The organism is Cupriavidus sp. 01T418, from assembly GCF_056398885.1.
This window is the reverse complement of sequence record NZ_JBFTQG010000048.1, coordinates 13,034-38,632: the sequence shown is the minus strand read 5'-3', so window position 1 is coordinate 38,632 and position 25,599 is coordinate 13,034. Positions and strand designations below refer to the sequence as shown.

At 66.0% G+C, this 25,599-nt stretch carries 19 protein-coding genes; 9 read left to right on the top strand and 10 right to left on the bottom strand.

What is annotated here, in order from left to right:
- Nucleotides 1–74: 74 nt before the first annotated feature.
- Nucleotides 75–953, bottom strand: a complete 879-nt coding sequence (gene galU, locus AC1DQ3_RS30340; protein WP_477123819.1) for a UTP--glucose-1-phosphate uridylyltransferase GalU — start codon at nt 951–953, stop codon at nt 75–77.
- Between the two features lie 52 nt (nt 954–1,005).
- Nucleotides 1,006–3,873 (bottom strand): valine--tRNA ligase, encoded by a 2,868-nt coding sequence (locus tag AC1DQ3_RS30335; protein WP_477123818.1) that lies wholly within the window; start codon nt 3,871–3,873, stop codon nt 1,006–1,008.
- Nucleotides 3,874–4,161: 288 nt separating this feature from the next.
- Between AC1DQ3_RS30335 and AC1DQ3_RS30330 the strand changes: the two genes are divergently transcribed.
- Entirely contained in the window at nt 4,162–6,525 is a 2,364-nt protein-coding gene (locus tag AC1DQ3_RS30330; protein WP_477123817.1) for a UvrD-helicase domain-containing protein, read from the top strand.
- Nucleotides 6,526–6,580: 55 nt separating this feature from the next.
- On the opposite strand, the gene AC1DQ3_RS30325 is transcribed toward AC1DQ3_RS30330, so the two are convergent.
- From AC1DQ3_RS30325 to AC1DQ3_RS30310, 4 genes are all read right to left on the bottom strand, one after another.
- The gene (locus AC1DQ3_RS30325; protein ID WP_477123816.1) at nt 6,581–7,381 is read right to left on the bottom strand and encodes a BPSS1780 family membrane protein; all 801 of its coding nucleotides are present in this window, start codon (nt 7,379–7,381) and stop codon (nt 6,581–6,583) included.
- 5 nt (nt 7,382–7,386) lie between these two features.
- Nucleotides 7,387–8,370, bottom strand: a complete 984-nt coding sequence (locus AC1DQ3_RS30320) for a homoserine kinase (protein WP_477123815.1) — start codon at nt 8,368–8,370, stop codon at nt 7,387–7,389.
- A 205-nt stretch (nt 8,371–8,575) separates the two neighbouring features.
- Entirely contained in the window at nt 8,576–9,001 is a 426-nt protein-coding gene (locus AC1DQ3_RS30315) for a hypothetical protein (protein ID WP_477123814.1), read from the bottom strand.
- 257 nt (nt 9,002–9,258) lie between these two features.
- Complete coding sequence (locus AC1DQ3_RS30310) at nt 9,259–10,197, bottom strand: LOG family protein (RefSeq protein ID WP_477123813.1); 939 nt, start codon at nt 10,195–10,197, stop codon at nt 9,259–9,261.
- A 4-nt stretch (nt 10,198–10,201) separates the two neighbouring features.
- Here AC1DQ3_RS30310 and polA point away from each other — a divergent pair, with 4 nt between their 5' ends.
- The 4 genes from polA (at nt 10,202) to AC1DQ3_RS30290 (ending at nt 16,591) form a co-directional block, all read left to right on the top strand.
- A complete protein-coding gene (polA, locus tag AC1DQ3_RS30305) occupies nt 10,202–13,012 on the top strand; it encodes a DNA polymerase I (RefSeq protein WP_477123812.1) in 2,811 nt (936 codons plus the stop codon).
- A gap of 208 nt (nt 13,013–13,220) precedes the next feature.
- Nucleotides 13,221–14,549 carry an NAD(P)/FAD-dependent oxidoreductase gene (locus AC1DQ3_RS30300; RefSeq protein ID WP_477123811.1) on the top strand — a complete coding sequence of 443 codons (1,329 nt, stop codon included), beginning with the start codon at nt 13,221–13,223 and terminating at the stop codon, nt 14,547–14,549.
- Between the two features lie 168 nt (nt 14,550–14,717).
- Entirely contained in the window at nt 14,718–15,590 is an 873-nt protein-coding gene (locus AC1DQ3_RS30295) for a dienelactone hydrolase family protein (RefSeq protein ID WP_477123810.1), read from the top strand.
- A 173-nt stretch (nt 15,591–15,763) separates the two neighbouring features.
- Complete coding sequence (locus tag AC1DQ3_RS30290; RefSeq protein ID WP_477123834.1) at nt 15,764–16,591, top strand: ZIP family metal transporter; 828 nt, start codon at nt 15,764–15,766, stop codon at nt 16,589–16,591.
- Nucleotides 16,592–16,632: 41 nt separating this feature from the next.
- Here AC1DQ3_RS30290 and AC1DQ3_RS30285 read toward each other — a convergent pair whose 3' ends face one another.
- The 3 genes from AC1DQ3_RS30285 to AC1DQ3_RS30275 all read right to left on the bottom strand — a co-directional run bounded on the left by AC1DQ3_RS30285 (nt 16,633) and on the right by AC1DQ3_RS30275 (nt 19,843).
- A complete protein-coding gene (locus AC1DQ3_RS30285; RefSeq protein ID WP_477123809.1) occupies nt 16,633–17,490 on the bottom strand; it encodes a sulfurtransferase in 858 nt (285 codons plus the stop codon).
- A gap of 68 nt (nt 17,491–17,558) precedes the next feature.
- Nucleotides 17,559–18,482: a DMT family transporter gene (locus tag AC1DQ3_RS30280; RefSeq protein ID WP_477123808.1), complete on the bottom strand. Its 924-nt coding sequence runs from the start codon at nt 18,480–18,482 to the stop codon at nt 17,559–17,561.
- A 257-nt stretch (nt 18,483–18,739) separates the two neighbouring features.
- The gene (locus AC1DQ3_RS30275; protein WP_477123807.1) at nt 18,740–19,843 is read right to left on the bottom strand and encodes an aromatic ring-hydroxylating oxygenase subunit alpha; all 1,104 of its coding nucleotides are present in this window, start codon (nt 19,841–19,843) and stop codon (nt 18,740–18,742) included.
- Nucleotides 19,844–20,199: 356 nt separating this feature from the next.
- On the opposite strand from AC1DQ3_RS30275, the gene AC1DQ3_RS30270 reads away from it, so the two are divergent.
- The 4 genes from AC1DQ3_RS30270 (at nt 20,200) to folE2 (ending at nt 24,467) form a co-directional block, all read left to right on the top strand.
- Nucleotides 20,200–20,499, top strand: a complete 300-nt coding sequence (locus tag AC1DQ3_RS30270) for an exodeoxyribonuclease VII small subunit (protein ID WP_477123833.1) — start codon at nt 20,200–20,202, stop codon at nt 20,497–20,499.
- Entirely contained in the window at nt 20,496–21,416 is a 921-nt protein-coding gene (locus AC1DQ3_RS30265; protein ID WP_477123806.1) for a polyprenyl synthetase family protein, read from the top strand. Before AC1DQ3_RS30270 ends, AC1DQ3_RS30265 begins: the two co-directional genes overlap by 4 nt.
- A 73-nt stretch (nt 21,417–21,489) precedes the next feature.
- On the top strand, nt 21,490–23,400 hold the full coding sequence (gene dxs / locus AC1DQ3_RS30260) for a 1-deoxy-D-xylulose-5-phosphate synthase (protein WP_477123805.1): 1,911 nt from the start codon (nt 21,490–21,492) through the stop codon (nt 23,398–23,400).
- A 260-nt stretch (nt 23,401–23,660) separates the two neighbouring features.
- Entirely contained in the window at nt 23,661–24,467 is an 807-nt protein-coding gene (gene folE2, locus AC1DQ3_RS30255; RefSeq protein ID WP_477123804.1) for a GTP cyclohydrolase FolE2, read from the top strand.
- A gap of 74 nt (nt 24,468–24,541) precedes the next feature.
- Here folE2 and tsaD read toward each other — a convergent pair whose 3' ends face one another.
- Entirely contained in the window at nt 24,542–25,573 is a 1,032-nt protein-coding gene (tsaD, locus tag AC1DQ3_RS30250; protein WP_477123803.1) for a tRNA (adenosine(37)-N6)-threonylcarbamoyltransferase complex transferase subunit TsaD, read from the bottom strand.
- Nucleotides 25,574–25,599: the final 26 nt, after the last annotated feature.

Below are 25,599 nucleotides of genomic sequence, written 5' to 3'. Positions count from 1 at the left end.
TGGCGGTGATGCCGTTCAGTCAAGCGCTGAACGGCATTTTTTTATGGCGACGACCCAGCAGGGTTGGCCATGCTTCAGACGGTCTCGGTGCGCGCGCGCAGGTAGGCGCCGAACTCGTCCATCACTTCCGGGTGCTTGAGCGCAAACTCCACGGTGGCCTTCAGGTAGCCCAGCTTGCTGCCGCAATCGTAGCGCACGCCCTTGTAGCGGTAGGCCAGCACCTGTTCCTGGCTGAGCAGGGACTGGATCGCATCGGTGAGCTGGAACTCGCCGCCGGCACCCGGCTTGAGGTTGCGGATATGGTCGAAGATCCGCGGCGTCAGGATATAGCGGCCCACCACGCCCAGGTTGGACGGCGCGTCCTCGGGGGCGGGTTTCTCGACGATATCCGACACCTTGATCACGCCCTCGTCCCATTCGCGGCCGGCGACCACGCCATAGGAGCGGCTCTGCTCGGGCGCGATTTCCTCCACGCCCAGCACCGAGCAGTTGTAGTGGGCGTACATGTCCACCATCTGCTTCATCACCGGGGGCTCGCCGTCCAGCAAGTCATCGGCCAGCATCACGGCGAACGGTGCATCGCCCACCAGCTTCTCCGCGCACAGCACGGCGTGGCCAAGGCCGAGGGCCTCGGGCTGGCGCACATAGAAGCACTCCACGTGCGATGGCTTGATCGATCGCACCAGGTTGAGCAGGGTCTGCTTGTTCTTCGCCTCGAGTTCTGCTTCCAGTTCGTAGGCCTTGTCGAAATGATCCTCGATGGCGCGCTTGGAGCGGCCGGTCACGAAGATCATCTCGGTGATGCCGGCGGCCATGGCTTCTTCCACGGCGTACTGGATCAGCGGCTTGTCGACCACCGGCAGCATTTCCTTCGGGCTTGCCTTGGTAGCCGGCAAAAAGCGGGTGCCTAGACCAGCTACTGGGAAGACAGCCTTGGTGACGCGGGTTTCCATATCAGGTTTTCCTTATCGTTTCGGTGTACATGCCCTGCTGGTAATGCAAAGCTCATGCCGACAATCGCTGCATTTGATCCTGCAGCTTGACCAGTGTCTGTTCGAATTCCGACAGGCGCTGGGTTTCTTGCGCGACAACAGCAGGCGGTGCCTTGGCGACGAAGCTCTCGTTGGAGAGCTTGCCGCGGCATTTCCCGATTTCGGCGCTGATGCGCTCTATTTCCTTGGACAGCCGCACGCGTTCCGCGGCGACGTCGATTTCGATCTTGAGCAACAGGTGGTTGCCGCCGACGATGGCAACCGGTGCGCCGGCACCTTCAGCCATCAGGGCATCCTGGTTTTCGAATACCCTGACTTCCGAAAGTTTCGCCAGTGCCTGCACATAGGCCTGGGCCGACGTCAGGAAGGCGCTGTCGCCCTCGGCGTACAGCGGAATGCGCTGCGCCGGCGAGATGTTCATCTCGCCGCGCAGGTTGCGGCAGGCATCGACCACGGCCTTGAGCTGCGCGGTCCACTGCTCGGCGGCTTCGTCGATCTTGGCCATGGCCGGCAGCGGGTAGGCTTGCAGCGCCAGCATCTCGCTGCCGTCGCCCTTGGCGCGGCCGGCGAGCGGGGCCACCTTCTGCCACAGCTCTTCGGTGATGAAGGGGATGATCGGGTGGGCCAGGCGCAGCACCGTTTCCAGCACGCGCAACAGCGTGCGGCGGGTGGCGCGCTGCTGCGCGGGCGTGCCGTTCTGGATCTGCACCTTGGCCAGTTCCAGGTACCAGTCGCAGTACTCTTCCCAGACGAACTTGTAGATGGCGTTGGCGATATTGTCGAAGCGGTACTCGGCGAAGCCTTTCTCCACCTCGGCCTCGACGCGCTGCAGCAGCGACACGATCCAGCGGTCCGGCTGCGAGAAGTCAAGGTAGCCGTCGGGGCCGCAGTCATTGCTGCACGGACCCATGCCGCAGTCGTGGCCTTCGGTGTTCATCAGCACGAAGCGCGTGGCATTCCACAGCTTGTTGCAGAAGTTGCGATAGCCTTCGCAGCGGCCGGTGTCGAAGTTGATGTTGCGGCCCAGCGTGGCCAGCGAGGCGAAGGTGAAACGCAGCGCATCCGCGCCAAACGCGGGAATGCCATCGGGGAATTCCTTCTTGGTCTTCTTCTCGATCTTGGGCGCGTCCTTGGGACGGCGCAGGCCGGTGGTGCGCTTCCTGATCAGGGTGTCGATGTCGATGCCGTCGATCAGGTCGACCGGGTCCAGCGTGTTGCCTTCGGACTTGCTCATCTTCTTGCCTTCGAAGTCCCGCACCAGGCCGTGCACATACACGCTGTGGAACGGTACCTTGCCGGTGAAGTGCTTGGTCATCATGACCATGCGCGCCACCCAGAAGAAGATGATGTCATAGCCGGTAACAAGTGCCGACGACGGTAGAAAATGCTTCAACTCCGGCGTCTCGGCAGGCCAGCCGAGCGACGAGAAGGGCACCAGGGCCGACGAGAACCAGGTGTCGAGCACGTCGTCCTCGCGGCGCAGCGCGCCGGTGCTGCCGGCCGCGCGCGCCTGCGCCAGGGCGTCTCCCTCGGTGCGGGCGACGAAGCACTTGCCGGCCTCGTCGTACCAGGCCGGGATCTGGTGGCCCCACCACAACTGGCGTGAGATGCACCAGTCCTGGATGTTCTCCAGCCACTGGTTATAGGTGCTGTTCCAGTTGTCGGGGATCAGCTTGATCTCGCCGCTCTGCACAGCCTCCAGCGCCACTTCGGCAATCGAGCGGCCCGAGTTGAAGGTGCCTTCCGGCGCCGGTTTGCTCATGGCGACGAACCACTGGTCGGTCAGCATCGGCTCGATGGCGCTGCCGGTGCGCTCGCTGCGCGGCGTCATCAGCCTGTGCTTCCTGATCTCGGCCAGCAGGCCCTGGGCGTCGAGGTCGGCGACGATGCGGGTGCGTGCTTCGAAGCGGTCGAGGCCGGCATAGGCGGCAGGCGCGTCGGCGACGATCTTCGCGTCCAGCGTCAGGATCGAGATCTGCGGCAGCCTGTGGCGCTGGCCCACGGCATAGTCGTTGAAGTCGTGAGCGGGGGTCACCTTGACCACGCCGGTGCCGAATTCGCGGTCGACGTAGTCGTCGGCGATCACCGGAATATCGCGGCCGGTCAGCGGCAGGTGCACGGACTTGCCGATCAGGTGGGCGTAGCGCTCGTCTTCCGGGTGCACCATCAGGGCCACGTCGCCCAGCATGGTTTCGGGGCGGGTGGTAGCGACTGTCAGGTGGGTCAGGCCGTGCACGGTGTCGGGTTCGGCCAGTGGGTAGCGGATATGCCACATCGAGCCTTCTTCCTCGACGTTTTCCACTTCCAGGTCGGACACCGCGGTGCCCAGCACCGGATCCCAGTTGACCAGGCGCTTGCCGCGGTAGATCAGGCCCTGCTCATACAGGCGCACAAACACTTCCGTCACCGCCCTGGACATCTCGGGCGACATGGTGAAGTACTCGTGGCTCCAGTCGATCGAGGCGCCCATGCGGCGGATCTGGCGCGTGATGGTCGAGCCGGACTCTTCCTTCCAGGCCCAGACCTTCTCGATGAAATTCTCGCGGCCGAGTTCGTGGCGCGACACGCCTTGCGCTTCCAGCTGGCGCTCCACCACGATCTGGGTGGCGATGCCGGCGTGATCGGTGCCCGGCACCCACAGCGTGTTGGCGCCGCCCATGCGGGCGTGGCGGGCCAGCCCGTCCATGATGGTCTGGTTGAAAGCATGGCCCATGTGCAGCGTGCCGGTCACATTCGGCGGCGGCAGCTGGATGCAGAAGTCCGGGCGGTCCGGATCAAAGGTCGGCTTCGCGATGCCGCGCTTCTCCCACTCTGGGCCCCACTTGGCCTCAATGGCGGCGGGTTCGAAGCTCTTGGCAAGGGACTGGTCTTGGGCGGTCATGCTCGGATGTCGATGATTACTTGGGATTCTGCGGGCCAGGCGGGCAGAGGGCAACGCGCCGGGAAAACGTCAAATTATAGGGGAGGCGGGTGGCAGGCGCGCGATTTCGGCCCCGGGGCGGGCGCCTGCACAGCATTTTGCGCTTCAGGCTTTGCTTGCCGGCCGCGCGGGAGGGGACGGAAGGCTGGGCATTGTGCTGCTTTTCCTTCATGGCGCCGCGCGCCGGGATGCGCCGCGGAAGCGGGCGGGTACCCCGGTATAATTCGGGGCACTCCACAAGGCCTCCCGATGTCCGACCTGCTTGCCAATCTCAATGCCGAACAACTAGCCGCCGTCACTTTGCCTGACGAACCGGCGCTGATCCTGGCTGGCGCGGGCAGCGGCAAGACGCGCGTGCTGACCACCCGCATCGCCTGGCTGATCCAGAATGGCCGGGTGTCGCCCGCCGGCTTGCTGGCGGTGACCTTTACCAACAAGGCCGCCAAGGAGATGATGACGCGGCTGACCTCGATGCTGCCTATCAACACCCGCGGCATGTGGATCGGCACCTTCCACGGCCTGTGCAACCGCATGCTGCGCGCGCATTTCCGCGACGCCGGTCTGCCGCAGACCTTTGCCATCCTCGACAGCCAGGACCAGCTCTCCGCGCTCAAGCGCCTGCTCAAGTCGCTCAATGTCGACGATGAGAAGTACCCGGCCAAGAACCTGCAGTACTTCATCAACAACGCCAAGGAGCAAGGCCTGCGCCCGGCCGACGTGGAGGCCAACGACGACTTCAACCGCCGCTTCGTCGACCTCTACGCCGCCTACGACGAGCAGTGCCAGCGCGAAGGCGTGGTCGATTTCGCCGAACTGCTGCTGCGCTGCTACGAGCTGCTGCGCTACAACGATGCGATCCGCCAGCACTACCAGCACCGCTTCCGTCACGTGCTGGTGGACGAGTTCCAGGATACCAACGTGCTGCAGTACCGCTGGCTCAAGATGCTGGCGGGCTATGGCACGCAGAACCCGGCGGCGGTGTTCGCGGTGGGCGACGACGACCAGAGCATCTATGCCTTCCGGGGTGCCAATGTCGGCAATATGCGGGATTTCGAGCAGGAATTCCGGGTGCGGCACATGATCAAGCTGGAGCAGAACTACCGCTCGCATGGCCACATCCTGGATTCGGCCAACCATTTGATCGCCCACAACGCGCGCCGCCTGGGCAAGAACCTGCACACCGACGCTGGCCACGGCGAGCCGGTGCGGGTGTTCCAGGCCGGCTCCGACGGCCAGGAAGCCGCCTGGCTGGTGGAGGAGATCCGCGACCTGATCGCGCAAGGCATGAGCCGCTCCGAGATCGCCATCCTCTACCGCAGCAATGCGCAGTCGCGGGTGATCGAGCACGCGCTGTTCTCGTCGGGCATCCCCTATCGCGTGTACGGTGGCCTGCGCTTCTTCGAGCGTGCCGAAGTCAAGCACGCGCTGGCTTACCTGCAGTTGCTGGAGAACCCGCGCAACGACGCCGCCTTCGGCCGCGTGGTGAATTTCCCCGCGCGCGGCATCGGCGCGCGCTCGCTGGAGTCGCTGCAGGATGCGGCGCGCCAGTACAACTGCTCGCTCGCCGAGGCCGTGGCCTATGTGGCCGGCAAGGCCGGCAGCACGCTGGGCGCCTTTGTGCGGCTGATCGAACAGATGCGCGCCGAGACGCGCCGCATGACGCTGCCGGAAACGGTCGAGTACGTGACCAACACCAGCGGCCTGATCAACTACTACCGCGGCGAGAAGGAAGGCCAGGACCGTATCGAAAACTTGCAGGAACTGGTGACCGCGGCGCAGGCGTTCCTCAAGGAAGAGGGCTACGGGCTGGATGTGCTGGCCAGCGCGATCCCGGTCGGGCACGAGGGCGCGCGGCTGCCCGCGCTGGCCGACGGCGACCAGGCCCAGCAGGTGCTGGATCCCGAGGCCCTGCCGGTGGTGATGACGCCGCTGGTGGCTTTCCTCACCCATGCCTCGCTGGAAGCCGGCGACAACCAGGCCCAGGCCGGCCAGGACGCCGTGCAGATGATGACGGTGCACGCGGCCAAGGGGCTGGAGTTCAACGCGGTCTTCATCACCGGGCTGGAAGAAGGCCTGTTCCCGCACGAGAACAGCGCCACGGAAGCCGACGGGCTGGAGGAAGAGCGCCGCCTGATGTACGTGGCGATCACCCGCGCGCGCAGACGGCTCTATCTCTCGTTTGCGCAAAGCCGCGTGCTGCACGGGCAGATGCGCTACCACGTGCGTTCGCGCTTCTTCGAGGAGTTGCCTGACGCATCGCTCAAGTGGCTGACGCCGCCGGCGCAGGCTTACAGTGGTGGCGGCGGTGCCCAGCGCCGCCAGCAGAACGAGGGCGGCTGGGGCCGCGACTGGTTCAAGCGTGCAGAGGACGTGCCTTACTCGGGCACCCAGCCTACCGGTGGCATGGACACCGGCAACGGTTATGCCGACGCCAGGCGCCAGGCCGGCGCAGGCCTGCGTATCGGCCAGAGCGTCTTCCACAACAAGTTTGGCGAGGGTGTGATCGCCGGGCTCGAAGGCGAGGGCGAGGGGGCCCGCGCCAATATCAAGTTCAAGCGCCACGGCGCCAAGTGGCTGGTGCTGTCGGTGGCCAAGCTGGACCCGATCGATTGAACGGCCAGGCGGCGCAGGGCGCGGAGCACGGCGGGGCGGCCCCCGCCGCCGGCTTTCAGGTAGCCAGGTCCGTGTTGGCCGCGGCGCCGTCCGGGACCACGTTGAAGCAGCCGCGGTAGGTGGCGTAGAACGAGCAATACATGATGGCCAGCATCAGCAGCGAATAGGGCGTGACCAGGAAGGACAGCACCGCTTCCGCCCCCAAGGCGCCGAACAACGCCTCCAGGAAGAAAGGCACCGCTACCAGCAAGACCGCGAACACCACGCCATAGGCCAGGAACGCGCCACGGTTGCGCCAGCACGCGGTCCAGCTGAAGAACAGCGCCTTGACCGGCGGCACGTTGTGCCATGCCGTCAGCAAGGGGGCAAACCAGAACAGCATGGCAATCGGCGTGTACAGCGCGGCGCCGATCGTCAGCGCAAAGTAGAGCTGGCGCACGGACTCGCCCGACGGCGCTTCCTCCTTGAGCAGGATCGGCACCAGCGTGCTGAGATCCACCAGGCTGCCAGCGATCAGGCTCAGCACGAACACCAGCCCGGCATAGATGGCGCCCAGCACCAGCAGGTTGCGGCTGGCCAGCTTGCCATTGCTGCGGAAACCGGCCAACAGCACCGTGGGCAGCACGCGCTTGTTCAGTATCACCTCGCGGCAGGCGGTCATGATGCCGACCGACAGGCCGGGCGTGACCACCAGCAGCGCGATGATGCCGATCAGTGGCACGAACACCGCCAACTGCGCGGCGATCAGGTAGACGAACAACAGCATCAGGAAGGCGAGCGGGTTCTTGCGGAACAGCCAGACACCCTGGCGGAACCAGACATAACCTTCCTTGGCGGAGACTTCCAGTAATTGCATGACGGTCAGGTCCAGGGCAGCGCGGCGGCTTCGATGCGCCGGCGCAGGATGCGTTCGAAATGGGTAGGGTCGTGCGGTTGCAGCATGTCGGCCTCGCGTGGCAGATAGAAGTCCCATAGCCGGGAAATCCAGAAGCGCAGCGCGCCGGCGCGCAGCATGTCGCGCCAGTGTTGTGCCTCGACCGGTCCCAGCGGCCTCACCGCATCATAAGCCCGCAGCAAGGACTGGACGCGGGTGTCGTCGAGCGTGCCGGTGGCCAGGTCGATGCACCAGTCGTTGACGGTGACCGCCAGGTCGAACAGCCACTTGTCGTTGCCGGCGAAGTAGAAGTCGAAGAACCCGCCCAGCTTCTCGTGGCCGGCGTGGTCGTCCTCGAACAGCGCATTGTCGCGGAACAGGTCGCAATGGCAGGGACCGCCGGGCAGGCCCGCATAGGCGGCGCCGCCAAAGAAGGCAGCCTGGTGGGCCAGTTCCTGCCGCAGCAGCGCTTGCTGGCGGGCATCCAGGAACGGCAGGATCTCGCCCTCCGTCTGTTGCCACCATGGCAGGCTGCGCAGGTTCGGCTGCTGGCGCGGGTAGCTCTGGCCGGCAAGGTGCATGCGGGCGAGCATGTCGCCCACTGCGGCGCAATGCCCGGCGCCCGGCGCCAGTTGCGAGCTGCCCGGCAGGCGCGTGACGATGGTGGCCGGCTTGCCCTTGAGGGGGCGCAGGATCTCGCCGTCGCGGCCCGGGATGGGCGCCGGCACACGGATGCCGTGCGCGGCCAGGTGCGCCATCAGGTGCAGGTAATACGGCAACTGCGCGAACGTCAGGCGCTCGAAGATGGTCAGCACATACTCGCGCGTGATGCCATCCTGCTCCATGGTCAGGAAGAAATTACTGTTCTCGATGCCCGAGGCAATGCCGCGCAGGTTGCGCATTTCGCCCAGGTTGTAATCAAGGAGCCAACTGGCGATCTCGTCCTGCGAGACCGTGGTGAATACGGCCATACTCTTTTTTTGAATCGAAACGGATGGCGACGGGCGCAAGCATGCTTGGCTTTCGCGGCATGGATGCCGGAAGCGCCGGCGCGGCCCCGCCGTGATCATCTGGCGGGGTCGTGGGAAATCAGAAAATCAGAAATCAGAACACAGGATACGGAAAGCGAATATCGGGACGCCGGACGTCCAGTCCCGGATGGCCTGCGCCCGGCATTCAGAACTGCAACACCTTGACCGACGGTACGCGGTTCGTGTCGTGGTCCCGGATCTTCGGCGAGCTGTCTTCCGGCTTGCTCATCTGGTACTTGGTGCCCAGGCCGGACTTGACCTCGATATCGGTGGCCTGGCCCTTGTTCTTGTATTCACGGACCTGGGTGCCATCCCGCTCGTTGAGCTGGAAGCTCGGTTCGCGCGGCTGGTTCAACTGGGTCTTGGCAGGCGTGGTGATCGGCCGGTTGTTGATMTGGTTCAGCTCCTGCTGGGTCAGCGCGCCGCCAGCCTGTTCGGTGGCCGGCTGCGCCATCACCGAGGCGGGGGCGCAAAGCGCCAGCAAGGCTGCAAAAACCAGCGCGCGGGACGCGGCCGGGGACGGCTCCGGCTCTTCCGCGCGCGCGGTGGCCAGGAGGGAGGGGGAGGTCATTGAAGGCTCCTCTGCAGTGCAGCACCCTCTGGGCATGCTGCACCGCGAATGGCGTTGCAGCCCGGCGGCGCCGGGCTTTGGCAGTGTGTCAGGGTTCCATTCTAGCAATTCCTGTCCGCGCCGGGCCCTTTGCGGTGACCCGGCGGGCACCTGTGCAGGGCGGGGGGCCTGGCACCACTGCGGAAACGGCAGGTCTGCCCGGCGGCTGTGCAACAAGCCGCCTCGGGGTGCCTGGCGGCCCCCGGCGCAAGCCCCGCTTACAGGTAGAACATCTCTTCCTTGGGCGGGATCGGGTTGTCGCCGCCGCGCTGCTCATAGTACTCATAGACCGCTTCGAGCACTTCGTGCGGCTCGTCCACGATCTTCATCAGGTCGAGGTCGTGCTCGGCGATCAGCCCCATCGGAAGCAGGGTGAAGCGGAACCAGTCGAGCAGGCCCTTCCAGAAGCGGCTGCCGAACAGCACCACCGGCACCGCGCGGGACTTGCCGGTCTGCACCAGGGTCAGCACCTCCGCCAGTTCGTCGAGCGTGCCGAAGCCGCCCGGCATCACGATAAAGGCGTCGGAATTCTTGACGAAGGTCACCTTGCGCGTGAAGAAGTGGCGAAAGCGCATGGCGATGTCCTGGTAGGGATTGCCTTGCTGCTCGTGCGGAAGCTCGATGTTCAGGCCGACGCTGGCCGACTTGCCCGCGTGCGCGCCCTTGTTGGCTGCTTCCATGATGCCCGGGCCGCCGCCCGAGATTACCGCGAAGCCCGCGTCGGAGAACAGGCGGGCGATCTCGATGGTGCGCTGGTAGTAGGGAGAATCCTCGCGCAGGCGCGCGCTGCCGTAGATCGAGACCGCCGGGCGGATCTCCGAAAGGTACTCGGTCGCCTCGATGAACTCTGCCATAATCGTGAACATTTGCCACGAGGCGCGCGCTTTCTTTGCTGTCGCGCGGTCTTCGTCGGCCAGCGCACGCAGGCTGGGAATCATCTTGCGCGGGTTGGCGCGGATGCCGGCGGCGGGGGCGGTATCGCCCGGGCCATCGCCAGCGGCGCTGACCGTCACGTTCACGTCCATATCGGCCGCGGTGGTAATCCTGCCTTCCGCGGCCTGCTTGAGGGCCGCCGCCGGGTTATCGGCGCCGGCTGCGTCGGAGAGGGGGGCGGCGTTCGCACCGCCTGCGGCGGCACCAGTCAATTTTGAGTCCATGGGAATGTCGGATAGTCCAAAAACACTCTTGCTCGTCGATGGGTCGAGCTATTTGTATCGCGCGTACCACGCCCTGCCGGATCTGAGGAACGGGGAGGGCCTGCCCACAGGGGCAATCTACGGCATGATCAACATGCTGCGCAAGCTGCGCAACGATTTCCCGGCAGAGTATAGCGCTTGCGTCTTCGACGCCAAGGGCAAGACCTTCCGCGACGACCTCTATCCGGCCTACAAGGAGCATCGCCCGTCGATGCCCGAGGACCTCGCAAGACAAATCGAGCCGATCCACGAGGCGGTGCGCGCGCTGGGCTGGCCAATCGTGGTGGTGGAGGGCGTGGAGGCCGACGACGTGATCGGCACGCTGGCCCGCCAGGCCACCGCCGAAGGCATGCGCACGGTGGTCTCCACCGGCGACAAGGACCTGGCGCAGCTGGTCGACGACCATGTCACCCTGGTCAACACCATGAGCGGCGAAGTCCTCGACCCGCCCGGCGTGGTGGCCAAGTTCGGCGTGCCGGCGGCGCGCATCGTCGACTATCTCTCGCTGATCGGCGACGCGGTGGACAACGTGCCCGGCGTGCCCAAGGTCGGTCCCAAGACCGCAGTCAAATGGCTTGCCGAATATGGCACGCTGGACGGCGTCATGGCCAGCGCCGCCAGCATCAAGGGCGTGGTGGGCGAAAACCTGCGCAACACGCTGGCGTGGCTGCCCAAGGCGCGCGAGCTGGTGACGGTCAAGACCGACTGCGACCTGAAGAGCTCGCTGGCCGATTTCCACCAGCTCAGGGAAAGCGGCGAGGACAAGGACAAGCTGATCGATTTCTTTGCGCGCTACGGCTTCAAGACCTGGCTGCGCGAGGCGAGCGGCGAAAGCCTGCCCAACCCGCGCGCCCAGGCGCGCGCCAGCGCGGCGCAGCCTGCTGCCGGCGGTGCCGCGCCGGCAGAGGCGGGTCCGGTCCAGGGCGGCCTGTTCGACAGTGCCCCCGCGCCCGCGCAGATCCGCTATGAAACCGTGGCGAACGAAGCGGCGCTCGAGGCCTGGATGCGCCGCATCGAAGTCGCGCCGCTGGTGTCCATCGATACCGAGACCACCTCGCTGGACCCGATGCAGGCGCAGCTCGTCGGCATCTCCATGTCGATCGAGCCAGGCGAGGCCTGCTATGTCCCGGTGGCGCACCGCGGTCCCGACGTGGTGGGCCTGGAAGCCAACGGCCAGCTCTCGCGCGAGTTCGTGCTGGCGCGCATGCGCGCCTGGCTGGAAGACCCGTCGCGCGCCAAGGTGGGCCAGAACCTGAAGTACGACGCGCATGTGTTCGCCAACCATGGCGTGAATTTCCGTGGCATCGCGCACGACACCATGCTGCAGAGCTATGTGCTGGCGTCCCACCGCAACCACGGCATGGACAGCCTGGCCGAGCGCCTGCTGGGCCTCAAGACCATCACCTACGAGGAGGTCTGCGGCAAGGGCGCCAGCCAGATCGGTTTCGACCAGATCGACCTTGCGCGCGCCACCGAGTACGCCGCCGAGGATGCCGACGTCACGCTGCGCCTGCACCGCAATATGTATCCGCAGGTGGAGGCCCTGGCGGGCTTGCGCTACGTCTACGAACAGATCGAGCTGCCGGTTTCGGTGGTGCTGCGGAAGATCGAGCGCAATGGCGTGCTGATCGATTCGGACCGTCTGGGCGCGCAGAGCGCGCAGCTTGGCCAGCGCATGCTGGAGCTGGAGCAGGCCGCCTATGAAGCCGCGGGCCAGCCCTTCAACCTGGGCTCGCCCAAGCAGATCGGCGAGATCCTGTTCGGCCAGATGAAGCTCCCGGTGGTCAAGAAGACCGCCAGCGGCGCGCCGTCCACCGACGAAGACGTGCTGCAGAAGCTGGCCGGGGATTACCCGCTGCCCAAGCTGCTGCTGGATTACCGTGGCCTGGCCAAGCTCAAGTCCACCTATACCGACAAGCTGCCGAAGATGGTCAACCCGGCCACCGGACGCGTGCATACCAGCTATGGACAAACCACCGCGGTGACCGGCCGGCTGGCTTCGACCGAGCCCAACCTGCAGAACATCCCGGTGCGCACCGAAGAGGGCCGGCGCATCCGCGAGGCCTTTGTCGCCGCGCCCGGCAACGTGATCGTATCGGCCGACTATTCGCAGATCGAGCTGCGCATCATGGCCCATATCTCGGGCGACGAGAACCTGATGCGCGCGTTCGCCGAGGGCGAGGACGTGCACCGCGCCACCGCGGCCGAAATCTTCGGCGTCAGCCCGGATGCCGTCGGCAGCGAGCAGCGCCGCTACGCCAAGGTCATCAATTTCGGCCTGATCTACGGCATGAGCGCCTTTGGCCTGGCCGGCAACCTCGGTATCGAGCGCGAAGCGGCCAAGCACTATATCGACCGCTATTTCATGCGCTACCCCGGCGTGGCGCGCTACATGGAAGAAACGCGGCAGACCGCACGCGAGCAAGGCTTCGTCGAAACCGTGTTCGGCCGCCGGCTGTGGCTGCCGGACATCAACGGCGGCAACGGCCCGCGCCGCCAGGCCGCCGAGCGTGCCGCGATCAACGCGCCGATGCAGGGTACGGCCGCCGACCTGATCAAGCTGTCCATGATCGCCGTGCAGAACTGGCTGGAGCGCGACGGCCTGGGTACGCGCCAGGTGATGCAGGTACACGATGAACTGGTGCTGGAAGTGCCGCAGGCCGAGCTGGAGGTGGTCAAGGTCAAGTTGCCGGTACTGATGTGCAGCGTGGCGGAGTTGCGCGTGCCGCTGGTGGCCGAGGTCGGCACCGGCAGCAACTGGGAGGAGGCCCACTGAGGCCCGCCAGGCGCGGGGAGCGGCCCTCGGGCCGTTCCCGGATTGCCCCCGCCGGGGTATTCCTGCATCCTGGTTTCGATTGAAGCGACCGCTGAATCGGTGATTGGCGTCTTGCCAGTTTTGCTGCTGTGCAGCAAACTGGCGCAAAGACGAGGTCACCGGCTCACGTCAGGCCCCGCAGAAGAACATCGACGACACTGGGTAGATCATGAGCACAGAGGGAAGGGCGCATCGCATCATCGTAGTCGGAGGAGGAGCAGGCGGTCTGGAGCTGGTCACGCGGCTGGGCGACAAGCTCGGCAAGAGCGGAGCCGCGCAGGTGGTACTGGTGGACCGCTCCCCCACACATATCTGGAAACCGCTGCTGCATGAAGTCGCCGCCGGCAGCATGGATCCCCACACCCATCAGCTTGAATACGTAGCGCAGGCGCGCTGGCATCATTTCGAGTTCCAGCAGGGCGAGCTGACCGGCGTCGACCGGACCCGCAAGACCGTCTCGGTGGCGGCCTGCGTCGACCTCGACGGCACGGAACTGCTGCCCGCGCGTGAACTGCCGTACGACACGCTGGTGCTGGCGATCGGCTGCGTGACGCATTTCTTCGGCGTGCCCGGCGCCGCCGAGAACGCCATCGCGCTCGACACCGTGGACCAGGCGGAGCGCTTCCGCCGCAGGCTGATCTCGGCCTGCGTGCGCGCCCAGAACGGACGCGCACGCGTGGGCGAAGACGGCCGCCCGCGCGTGGATGTCGCCATCATCGGCGCCGGCGCCACCGGCGTCGAACTCTCCGCCGAACTGCGCAATACCGCCCATGTGCTCAGCGCCTACGGCCTGCATCAGCTGGATCCGCGCCGCGATGTGCGCATCCGCGTGATCGAGGCTGGCCCGCGCATCCTGCCGGCGCTGTCCGAGCGGGTTTCCACCGAGACCACCAAGCTGCTGCACAAGCTCGATATCGAGGTCCTTACCGCCGAGCGCGTCACCGAGGTCACCGCGGATGCGGTGCTGACAGCCGGCGGCAAGCGCATCGACGCCGACCTGACGGTGTGGGCCGCCGGCATTACCGCGCCGCCGGTGCTCTCCACGCTGGGCCTGCCGGTGAGCCGGATGGGGCAGATCGTGGTCAAGCCCACGCTGCAAAGCGAAGCCGATCCCGATATCTTCGCCTTTGGCGACTGTGCCAGTTGCCCCTGGCCCGAGAAACAGGGCGCCGTGCCGCCGCGCGCCCAGGCCGCGCATCAGCAGGCCGTGTTCCTCTACAACGCGCTGCGCGCGCGGCTGGCGGGCAAGCCGCTGCCGTCGTTTGCCTTCAAGGACCTCGGGTCGCTGGTGTCGCTGGGGCATTTCAGCGCGGTCGGCAGCCTGATGGGCGGCCTGATCGGCGGCTCGATGTTTATCGAAGGGCTGTTGGCGCGGGTGATGTACAGCTCGCTGTACCGCATGCATGTCATGGCGCTGCACGGGCCCGTCGGCATGTGGCTGGATACCGTGACCCACTGGCTGCGCAGCAAGACCAGCCCGCGCGTCAAGCTGCACTGAGGCGTGCCGGCGGAGGGCAAGGTTCGCCCCTCCCGCCGGCCGCGTGCGCTGGACTCCATGTTTGCTTAGAATCGGATCTCGCGACGGCGGCCGGGAGATGGGCCGCCCCGCGCCTCGCCCATCCAGATTCGCCACCAGATTCGCCATCCAGACCAAACAGGAGACCGCATGCTGAAGCCAGAAGTGGAGAGCCTCGTACCCGGCCAGTCCTATGATCGCCGCGCCTTCGTCAAGACCGCGCTGGGCTCGGCATTTGCCGCGGCCGCCATGCCCGTGATGGCGCAGGCCATCAAGACCGATTTCGCCGGTCTCACCGCCAGCGAGGTCACCATTGCCTCGGGCGGCTTCAATATGCCCGCCTACCGCGCCCAGCCGGAGGGCAAGACCAACCTGCCCGTGGTGCTGGTGGTGAGCGAAATCTTCGGCGTGCATGAGCACATCGCCGACATCTGCCGGCGCTTCGCCAAGCTGGGCTACCTGGCCATCGCGCCGGAGCTGTTCGCGCGCCAGGGCGACCCCAGCAGCTTCGGCACCATCCAGGAACTGCAGGCCAAGCTGATCTCCAGGGTGCCGGACGGGCAGGTCATGGGCGATCTCGACGCTGCCGTGGCCTGGGCCAAGGCCAACGGCGGCAATACCAGCAGGCTGGCCATCACCGGCTTCTGCTGGGGCGGCCGGATTACCTGGCTGTACGCCGCGCACAGCCAGCAGGTCAAGGCGGGCGTGGCCTGGTACGGCCAGCTGGTCGGTGAGCCGACCCCGCTCAAGCCCAGGAACCCGATCGACCTGGCCGGCCAGCTCAAGGTGCCGGTGCTGGGCCTCTACGGCGGCAAGGACACCGGCATCACGCAGGAACAGGTCACGAAGATGAAGGCGGCGCTGGCCGCATCGAACGACCCCTTTGCCAAGGCTTCCACCTTCGTGGTCTATCCGGAGTCCGGCCACGCCTTCAATGCCGACTACCGTCCGAGCTACCGGGAGGCCGACGCCAAGGATGGCTGGCAGCGCTGCCTGGCGTGGTTCAAGGAACACGGCGTGTAGGGTGCAATACACATTTGGCGCGGGACCCGGTCCCGCGGACAAGTTCGATTTGTTCCGCCGGATTTGCAAAACCGGCTTCATCCTACGTACAATGCGGCCTTCGTTTCTTGCAACAGTGTTGCGTTAAAGGTCGATGCTGCTCGCCGTGAGCGGATAGCCGATCCCGGGAGCCCATCATCGATTCCACGCTTGTCTACATCCTGCTTGCCGCCACGATCTCGGGGGTAGGCAGTATCTTTGGCGCGGCGCTGCTGTCGCTGACGGTAGCCTCGCGCGTGGTCGAGCGCATGGTGAGCTTCTCGGTCGGGGTGCTGCTGGCGACGGCCTTGCTGCATTCCCTGCCCGAGGCCTTCGAATCGGGCGCCGATCCGCGTGCCTTGTTCGGTACGCTTCTGGCTGGGCTGCTGGGCTTCTTCCTGCTGGAGAAGGTCGCGCTGCTGCGCCACTCGCACCATCACGAAGGCGACGGGCACCACCACCATCACGGTCACGACCGGGAGGAGGCCGGCCGCAGTGGTCTGACCATCCTGGTGGGCGATACCTTCCACAATTTTGCCGACGGCATCGTGATCGCCGCCGCCTTCCTGGCCGATCCGCATATCGGCCTGGTCACCGCACTGGCCATCGCCGCCCACGAGATCCCGCAGGAAGTGGGCGATTTCATCGTGCTGCTCAACGCGGGTTTCTCGAAGACGCGCGCCTTTGCCTTCAACCTGCTGTCCAGCCTGGCGGCCATCGCGGGCGGCGTGGTGGGGTACTTCCTGCTCGACCAGATGAGCGGATGGATTCCCTACGTGCTGGTGATTGCTTCGAGCAGCTTCGTCTATATCGCCGTCAGCGACCTGATGCCGCAGATGCAGCGCAAGCCGCACTGGCGCGAGTCGATCATCCAGGTGGCGCTGGTGACCACCGGGATCTGCGCCATTTTCTTCATCACCAATGGCGTGCACGAGGCGCATGGCCGCGGGCACGCGCACGGCGTGGCGGCTACCGCCAGATAATCAGGCCAGGACGGCGCGAGCCGCCGGCGCTCGGGCGCCGCTCAGGCGCCGCTGGCCACTGGCCGTGCCGGATCGGCGCACCACTCGCTCCAGGAGCCCGGATAGAGCGCGGCACCCGGCAAGCCTGCCACTTCCAGCGCGAGCAGGTTATGGCAGGCGGTGACGCCCGAGCCGCATTGCATGACCGCCTGGCTGGCCGGCGTGCCGCCCAGCACTTGGCCGAACTCCTGCTTCAGCGCAGCGGCCGGCTTGAAGCTGCCGTTACCCTCCAGGTTGTCCTTGAAGAAACGATTGACCGCGCCCGGTATATGCCCGCCGACGGGGTCCAGCGTTTCGTTCTCGCCGCGGAAGCGATCCGCCGCGCGGGCATCCACCAGCAAACGCGTCGGGTTTGCCAGGTTGGCCAGCACCGCGCCGGCATCCACCGTGGCCACCAGCGAGGCCTTGCGCGTCAGGCTGCCGGGCGTTTCGGGATCCGGCGTATTACCGGCCTCGAGCGGCAGGCCAGCCGCCACCCACGCATTCTTGCCGCCATCCAGCACCGCGACCGCACCGTGGCCCAGCCAGCGCAACAGCCACCAGGCGCGCGCCGCATACATGCCGCCCTGCGCGTCGTAGGCGATGACCTGCGTGTCTTCATTCACGCCAAGCGCACGCAGGCGCGCGGCCAGCGTGTTGGGATCGGGCAGGGGGTGGCGGCCGTTGCTGCCGGTTTTTTCGCCGGACAGCTCGTTGTCCAGATGCAGGTAAAAGGCGCCGGGCAGGTGGCCCACGTGATAGGCCTCGCGGCCGGCGGCCGGGTTGGCCAGGTCGAAACTGCAGTCGATCACGACGCTGTGGCGGCCGCTGTCTTCGCGCAGCGCGCGCAGGTCCTGGCTGGAGATCAGGGTGGTGAACATGGCATAACCTTGGGTTGGGAGAGCAGTGCGGCCGCGGTGTGGGTGAGCACCGTTCGCCACCTTCGATGCTACACCTCGGGGTGCACTTCCGCCTCGGCGGACTTGACCGGGGTATCGGCGGTCGGCTTCTTGTCGGAGCCTTCGCGGGCCCGGTTCAGGGTGGTGGCGATGCCGCTGGCGATGATCAGCGCCATGCCCGCCCAGGACAGCCAGTTGAGCTGGTCGCGCCAGATAATCATGCCCCACAGGCTGGAGAACACAATCCCTGCGTATTGCAGGTTGGCGGTAAGCAGCGTGTTGCCGCGCTTGTAGGCCCGCGTCATCGCGGTCTGGCCCAGGGTGGCAAGGATCCCGATGGCCAGCAGCAGGCCCGCGCCGCGCCAGGTGTGAGCACTCGGCCCGACGTACAGCATCCAGGCCAGGCCGACCACCATCCCGACCGCCGAGAAATAGAACACGATGCGGCCCTCGGGCTCGCCCAGCTGCCCGAGCTGGCGCACTTCGACATAGGCCAGCGCGGTGAAGATACCGGAGATCAGGCCGATCAGGCCGCCGGTGAGCTGGCTATGGCCGACCGACGGCTGCAGCAGGCAAAGGACGCCGGCGAACGACATCAGGATGGCGCCGATCAGCTTGCGGTCGGCGCCGCCGGCGGTGCCCGCCAGCGCGGCGCCGGCGCCCAGGATCAGCGCGATCCAGACCGGCGACATGTAGTTCAGGGTCATGGCCGTGGCCAGCGGCAGCATGGTGATCGAGGTGAACCACAGCAGCAGGGCGGTCACGCCGAACAGGCTGCGCTTGATATGCATGGCCATGTGCGGCGTGCGTACCGAGGTGCCCGACGAGGCCAGCACCGTCCACATGATGATCACGCTGATCAGGCTGCGGTAGAACACGAGTTCCCCGGTCGCATAGAACTCGGACGCCAGCTTGACGCCTACCCCCATCAACGAGAAGGCGAAGGCGGCGAACAGCATCCAGAGCGATTGCATGGCGGGGCGAAAGGAAGAATGAGCAGCGCGCAAGCCGCGCCCCAGGACGGACAAAGCTGGAGCAAGGGGGCAGCATCGCGAAAGGCTTCGCGCGAAGCGAACGGCCGGCGGGCTGCGAGACGCCGGGCGCACACCGGAAGCGGCGATTGTAGCAGCGCGATTGCACCGCACCAAACAAAACGGACCGCCTGGGCGGTCCGTCTTGTCCGGTGGGGCGCCATTTCGGCCCGCAAAGCCTTGCCCCGCCGGTCAGCCGGTCAGCCGGAAAAGGACATGGCGCGGCGATACCATTCATGAAAGTGCTGCATACCGTCTTCCATCGGCGACTGGTAGGGACCTGTCTCGCTGACGCCACGCTTGGCCAGTGCCCGGCGCCCGGCATCCATGCGCTCGGCGATCTCGTCGTCCTCGATGCAGGTCTCCATGTAGGCGGCGCGCTCGGCCTCGACGAACTCGCGCTCGAAAAGCACGATTTCCTCGGGGTAGTAGAACTCCACGACATTGCGCGTCTTGTTCGGTCCAAGCGGGTGCAGGGTCGATACCACCAGCACGTTCGGATACCACTCCACCATGATGTTGGGGTAGTAGGTAAGCCAGATCGCGCCATACTTGGGCAGCACGCCGTTGTTGAAGCGCAGCACGGCGTCATGCCACTTCTGGTAAGTGGGGCTGCCAGGGCGCTTGAGGCCGGCGTGCAATCCCACCGTCTGGACGCTGTGCCAGTCGCCGAACTCCCAGCTCAGGTCGTCGCAGGAGACAAAGCTGCCCAGGCCCGGATGGAACGGGACGACGTGGTAGTCCTCCAGATAGACCTCGATGAAGGTCTTCCAGTTGTAGTTGCACTCGTGGACCTCGACGTGGTCGAGCAGGTAGCCTTCGAAGTTCAGGTCCTCGGCCACGCCCAGGCGCGCCAGGTCGGCGCGCACGTCGCGCTCGCCCTCGAACAGCAGGCCGTTCCAGTTCTGCAGCGGCGAGCGTTTCAGGTGGACGCACGGCTGTTCGGCGAAATGCGGCGCGCCGAGCAGTTCGCCCTTCAGGTCGTAGGTCCAGCGGTGCAAGGGGCAGACAATGTTTTTCGCATTGCCGCGGCCGTTGAGCATGATGGCCTGCCGGTGGCGGCAGACGTTGGACATGAGCTCGATCCCGTCGGCATTCCGTACCAGGATGCGGCCCTCATCCTCTGCCGCGAGCGCGTGATAATCGCCCGGCTCGGGGATCATCAGTTCATGGCCTACATAGCCAGGGCCCTTCTTGAACAGAAGTTCCAGTTCTTGTTGATGCAGGCCTTCGTCGATGTAGACGTTGACAGGCAGCTGCGTATCAGCCGGCACCAGTTTCAGCGTGGTGCTGAGATTGGACATTATCCCCACTCCCTATGACAGGCGAAAGCAGTGAACAACCCAACCATCGAAAAGAAATCGATATGGGAAAGACAGTCAGCCGCGCCCTGGTCTGCTTCCGGGCCAGTGGATTTAGTGCGCGCCGACGAACCGCGGATTGTACCCGAGGCAAAAAGTTAAGGGACTGATTTTTTTGCCTTTTTAGCGAAAAAGTCGACCCGGGTCGTCATGGGGGTGCCGTTCGGGGCGCATTCGGAAAGACGACCCGAGCGCACAAGTCACTTTCGGGCAACGGACTGGACGACGCCGGTTGCAAGGATGCGGGCATTGCCTCGCTTTGGCGTAAAATCCCAGCTTCCCCAGATCCCATGTCCGCAATGCCAAAGACTACGAGCTCCCCGGCCCAGCCCGATCCAGCCGCGACCGACCAGCGGTCCGCCTCCGCGCCGCCCGCCTCCTACGAAGCCGCCATGGCCGAACTCGAGGCGCTGGTGGCAAGCATGGAAGGTGGCGCATTGCCGCTGGAAGATTCGCTGGCGGCGTACAAGCGCGGGGCTGAACTGGTCAGGTTCTGCCAGCAGATGCTCGAGCGCGTGGAGCAGCAGGTTAAAGTGCTGGATGGAGACGTCCTCAAGCCCATGCCCGCGGAAGCCGGCATGCCGGGAGAATCGGAATGAGCAACCCGCGCCAGACTGCCGAAGCCGGCGATTTCGCCGCCTGGATGCGCGCCCAGGGCGCCCGGACCGAGGTTGCGCTCGACGCCGCGCTGCCCACGACCGACACAGTGCCTTGCACGCTGCACGAAGCCATGCGGTATGCTGTGCTCGGCGGTGGCAAGCGGGTGCGGCCCTTGCTGGTGCATGCAGCCGGCGAAGTGGCAGGCGCGGCGCCCGAGGCCTGCGACGCGGCCGCCAGCGCGGTGGAGATGATCCACGCCTACTCGCTGGTGCATGACGATATGCCTTGCATGGACGATGACGACTTGCGTCGTGGCCGTCCCACCGTGCATAAGGCTTATGATGATGCGACGGCGCTGCTGGTGGGTGACGCGCTCCAGACACAGGCATTCGTGGTGCTGGCCGAGTCGGCGTCGCTGGCCTCGCTCCACGCCGCCGCGCGCATGCGCCTGGTGGCCGAGCTGGCCCGGGCCTCGGGCTCGGTAGGCATGGCGGGCGGGCAGGCCATCGACCTCCAGCACGTCGGCCTGGCCATGTCGCTGGACGAACTCGAGGCGATGCACCGCATGAAGACCGGTGCCTTGTTGCGGGCCAGCGTGCGCATGGGTGCCTATTGCGGGACGGTGGACGAGGCAGGCCTGGCCGCGCTCGACCGCTATGCCGCGGCCGTGGGGCTGGCGTTCCAGGTGGTGGACGATATCCTCGACGTCACCGCGGATACCGCCACCCTGGGCAAGACCGCCGGCAAGGACGCCGCCCACGACAAGCCGACCTATGTGTCGCTGATGGGACTCGAGCCTGCCCGCCAGCTCGCGGAGCAGCTCCGGACCACGGCGCACGAAGCGCTCGCTGGGTTCGGCGCGCGCGCCGCACGGCTGCGCGAACTGGCCGATCTCATCGTGCTGCGCTCGAATTGAACGCGAACCGAATTCATTGATAAGCAGGAAAACCGACAACCGGGCACAAGAATCCGGCCGCCGAACGGACATCATGACCTACGCACTGCTCAAAACTATTGACGACCCCGCAGCCCTCCGCAGGCTGGACCGCCGCCAGCTCAAGACGCTGGCCGACGAACTCCGCGCCTACGTGCTTGAATCGGTGTCGCAAACCGGCGGCCACCTGTCGTCCAATCTTGGCACGGTCGAGCTGACCATCGCGCTGCACTACGTTTTCCATACCCCGGACGACCGTGTGGTGTGGGACGTTGGCCACCAAAGCTATCCACACAAGATCCTGACCGGACGGCGCGACCGCATGCATTCGCTGCGCCAGTGGGGCGGCATCTCGGGCTTCCCGCGCCGCAGCGAAAGCGAATACGACACCTTCGGCACCGCGCATTCCTCCACCTCCATCTCGGCCGCGCTGGGCATGGCGCTGGGCGCCCGCACGCTGGGCGAGAAGCGCGTGTCCATCGCCGTGATCGGCGACGGCGCGATGACGGCGGGCATGGCCTTCGAAGCCATGAACAACGCCGGCGTCTACAAGGACCTGCCGCTGCTGGTGGTGCTCAACGACAACGACATGTCGATTTCGCCGCCGGTCGGCGCGCTCAACAACCACCTCGCGCGGCTGCTGAGCGGCAAGTTCTACGCCGCCACCAAGAAGGGCATCGAACGCGTGCTGTCGGTGGCCCCGCCGGTGCTGGAGTTCGCCAAGCGCTTCGAGGAACATGCCAAGGGCATGGTGGTGCCGGCCACGCTGTTCGAGGAATTCGGCTTCAACTACATCGGCCCGATCGACGGCCATGATCTGGAATCGCTGGTGCCCACGCTGCAGAACATCCGCCAGCGCGCACTGGAAGGCGGCGGCCCGCAGTTCCTGCACGTGGTCACCAAGAAAGGCCAGGGCTACAAGCTGGCCGAAGCCGATCCGATCCTCTACCACGGTCCCGGCAAGTTCAATCCGGCCGAAGGCATCCGGCCGTCGGCCAAGCCGGCCCGCAAGACCTACACCCAGGTGTTCGGCGAATGGTTGTGCGACATGGCTGCCGCCGATCCCAAGCTGGTGGGCGTGACGCCGGCCATGCGCGAAGGCTCGGGCATGGTCGAGTTCGAAAAGCGCTTCCCCAATCGTTACTACGACGTGGGCATCGCCGAGCAGCATGCCGTGACGTTCGCGGGCGGCCTGGCCTGCGAAGGCCTCAAGCCGGTGCTGGCGATCTATTCCACCTTCCTGCAACGCGGCTATGACCAGCTGATCCACGACGTGGCGCTGCAGAACCTGCCGGTGGTGTTCGCGCTCGACCGCGCCGGGCTGGTCGGCGCCGACGGCGCCACCCACGCCGGCGCCTACGACATCGCCTTCCTGCGCTGCATCCCCAACATGATGGTGATGACGCCGGCCGACGAGAACGAGTGCCGCCAGCTCCTGACCACGGCCTTCCAGCAGGAGTGCCCGACCGCCGTGCGCTACCCGCGCGGCGCCGGCACCGGCGTGGCGACCGCGGCCGCGCTGACCGCGCTGCCGGTCGGCAAGGGCGAGATGCGCCGCACGGGCGGCGCGCGCGCCGGCCAGCGCGTGGCTTTCCTGGCGTTCGGTTCGATGCTGCATCCGGCGCTGGGCGCGGCCGAGGCGCTGGACGCTTCGGTGGCCAATATGCGCTTCGTCAAGCCGCTCGACGAAGCACTGGTGAAGAAGCTGGCGAGCGAGCACGACTATCTCGTCACCGTCGAGGAAGGCTGCGTGATGGGCGGCGCGGGCAGCGCGGTGCTCGAAGCGCTGGCCGCAGCCGGCATCGCGGTGCCGGTGCTGCAGCTAGGCCTGCCCGACCGCTTCGTCGACCATGGCGATCCGGCCTTCCTGCTGTCGCAATGCGGGCTGGACGCCAAGGGCATCGAGCACGCCGTGCGCGAACGCTTCAACCTCGCCAAGGCGGCGGTCGCCACGCGCGCGGCCTGATCCGTCTTGCCGTCTCGCCGTCGTGCCCGTTTCTGGTGGGCACGACGGCGATGCCCCCTTTTTTGTTGCGGCATCATCCGCACGGACCGTGCGGGTATCGGCCCGCTCATGGGCAGCAACCGACGATTTCCCTTAGAATCGCAGGTTTTGTGTTCGCAGCTGCGGGACGGCATCGCTTGCCCTCGCCCGCGGTTTCACACTCGTTGCGCGGCAAGGTTGACTGCGAAAAATGCCGCGACCGTAGAGGAAACCTGACCGATATGAATGACATCAATCCGGCCTTTGTGATGCCCGACGTGCAGTCGAGCCTCGATACCCGCCTGATCCCGATCCAGCGGGTGGGCGTGAAGGGCGTGCGTTACCCGCTGTCGCTGAAGACGCCTGCCGGCGTGCTGGCCACGGTCGGTATCTTCAATCTCGATGTGCACCTGCCTGCCGACCAAAAAGGCACGCACATGTCGCGTTTCGTTGCCTTGCTGGAAGATGAGCGCGAGCCGCTCGAACTGGCAACCTTCCGTACGTTGCTGGACAAGATGCTTGTCAAGCTGGAAGCCGAGGCCGGGCGCATCGAAGTCACCTTCCCGTATTTCATCAACAAGATCGCGCCGGTGTCGGGCGTGCCATCGTTGATGGATTATGAAGTCACGCTGATCGGCGAAGTGCGCGACGGCGCCACCAAGGTCTTCCTGAAGGCCCTGGTGCCGGTCACCAGCCTGTGCCCGTGCTCCAAGAAGATCTCGCAGTACGGCGCGCACAACCAGCGCTCGCATATCACCATGAACGTCGAGCTGGCGGCCGACCTGCCTGTGGAAGCCCTGGTGCGCATGGCCGAGGAAGAAGCCTCGTGCGAGCTGTGGGGCCTGCTCAAGCGTCCGGACGAGAAGTACGTCACCGAGCGCGCCTACGAGAATCCCAAGTTCGTCGAGGACCTGGTGCGCGATATCGCCATGCGCCTGAATGCGGACGATCGCATCGTGGCGTATGTGCTGGAGGCCGAGAATTTCGAGTCCATCCACAATCACAGCGCCTATGCCGTGATCGAGCGCGACAAGCGCACGGCGCGATAAGCCGGCCTTGCAGGCACCGAGAAAGCCACCGCTGAGGTGGCTTTTTTGTTGTCTGGTTGGTTGCCGCGGGAAGCCTAGCGCGCCGGCAGGCGAATATCCGATAGTTCCCAGCGCGGCGTCACGCCGTAGCCGTAGTTGTGCTGCGCCAGTTCGGGCGCGGCCTGCAGCCGCATCGCGCCGGCAAAGGCGATCATGGCGCCGTTGTCGGTGCAGAAGGCCAGGTCGGGGTAGTAGACCTCGATGTTCTTCTGCGCGGCCAACTGGTCCAGGCGCTCGCGCAACTGCCGGTTGGCACCTACGCCGCCGGCCACCACCAGCCGGCGATGACCGGTCTGCTTGAGCGCGGCCATCGACTTCGCCGCCAGCACGTCGACGATGGCGTCGACGAAGGAACGCGCCAGGTTGGCCCGGTCCTGCTCGCACACATTGCCCAGCTTGCGGGTTTGCGTCAGCACCGCCGTCTTGAGCCCGGCGAAGGAAAAATCGAGGTTGCCCGAATGCAGCATCGGGCGGGGCAGGGCGTACGCGCCGGGCGTGCCGAACTCGGCCAGCCGCGATACCTCCGGGCCGCCGGGGTAGCTCAGGCCGAGCAGCTTGGCGGTCTTGTCGAAGGCCTCACCGGCGGCATCGTCCAGGGTCTCGCCCAGCAGGGCGTAATCGCCGATGCCGCGGACTTCCATCAGCTGCGTATGCCCGCCGGAAACCAGCAGGGCGACGAAGGGGAAGGGCGGCGGATCGGGCGTCAGCAGCGGCGACAGCAGATGGCCTTCGAGGTGGTGCACGCCCAGCATCGGGACATTGAGGGCGAAGCCCAGCGCGTTGGCCACCGAGGCGCCCACCAGCAAGGCGCCGGCCAGGCCGGGCCCCTGGGTGAAGGCAATCGCGTCAATGTCCTTGCGGGTGCGGCCGGCTTCGTCGAGGATCTGCTGCAACAGCGGCAGCACGCGGCGGATGTGATCGCGGGAGGCGAGTTCAGGCACTACGCCGCCGTAGTCGCGGTGCATGGCGATCTGCGAATGCAGGGCGTGGGACAGCAGCCCGGCCTCGGTGTCGTAGAGGGCGAGGCCGGTTTCGTCGCAGGAGGATTCGATGCCGAGAACAAGCATGGGAGAAGCTTAGGCCGGTGCCAGGG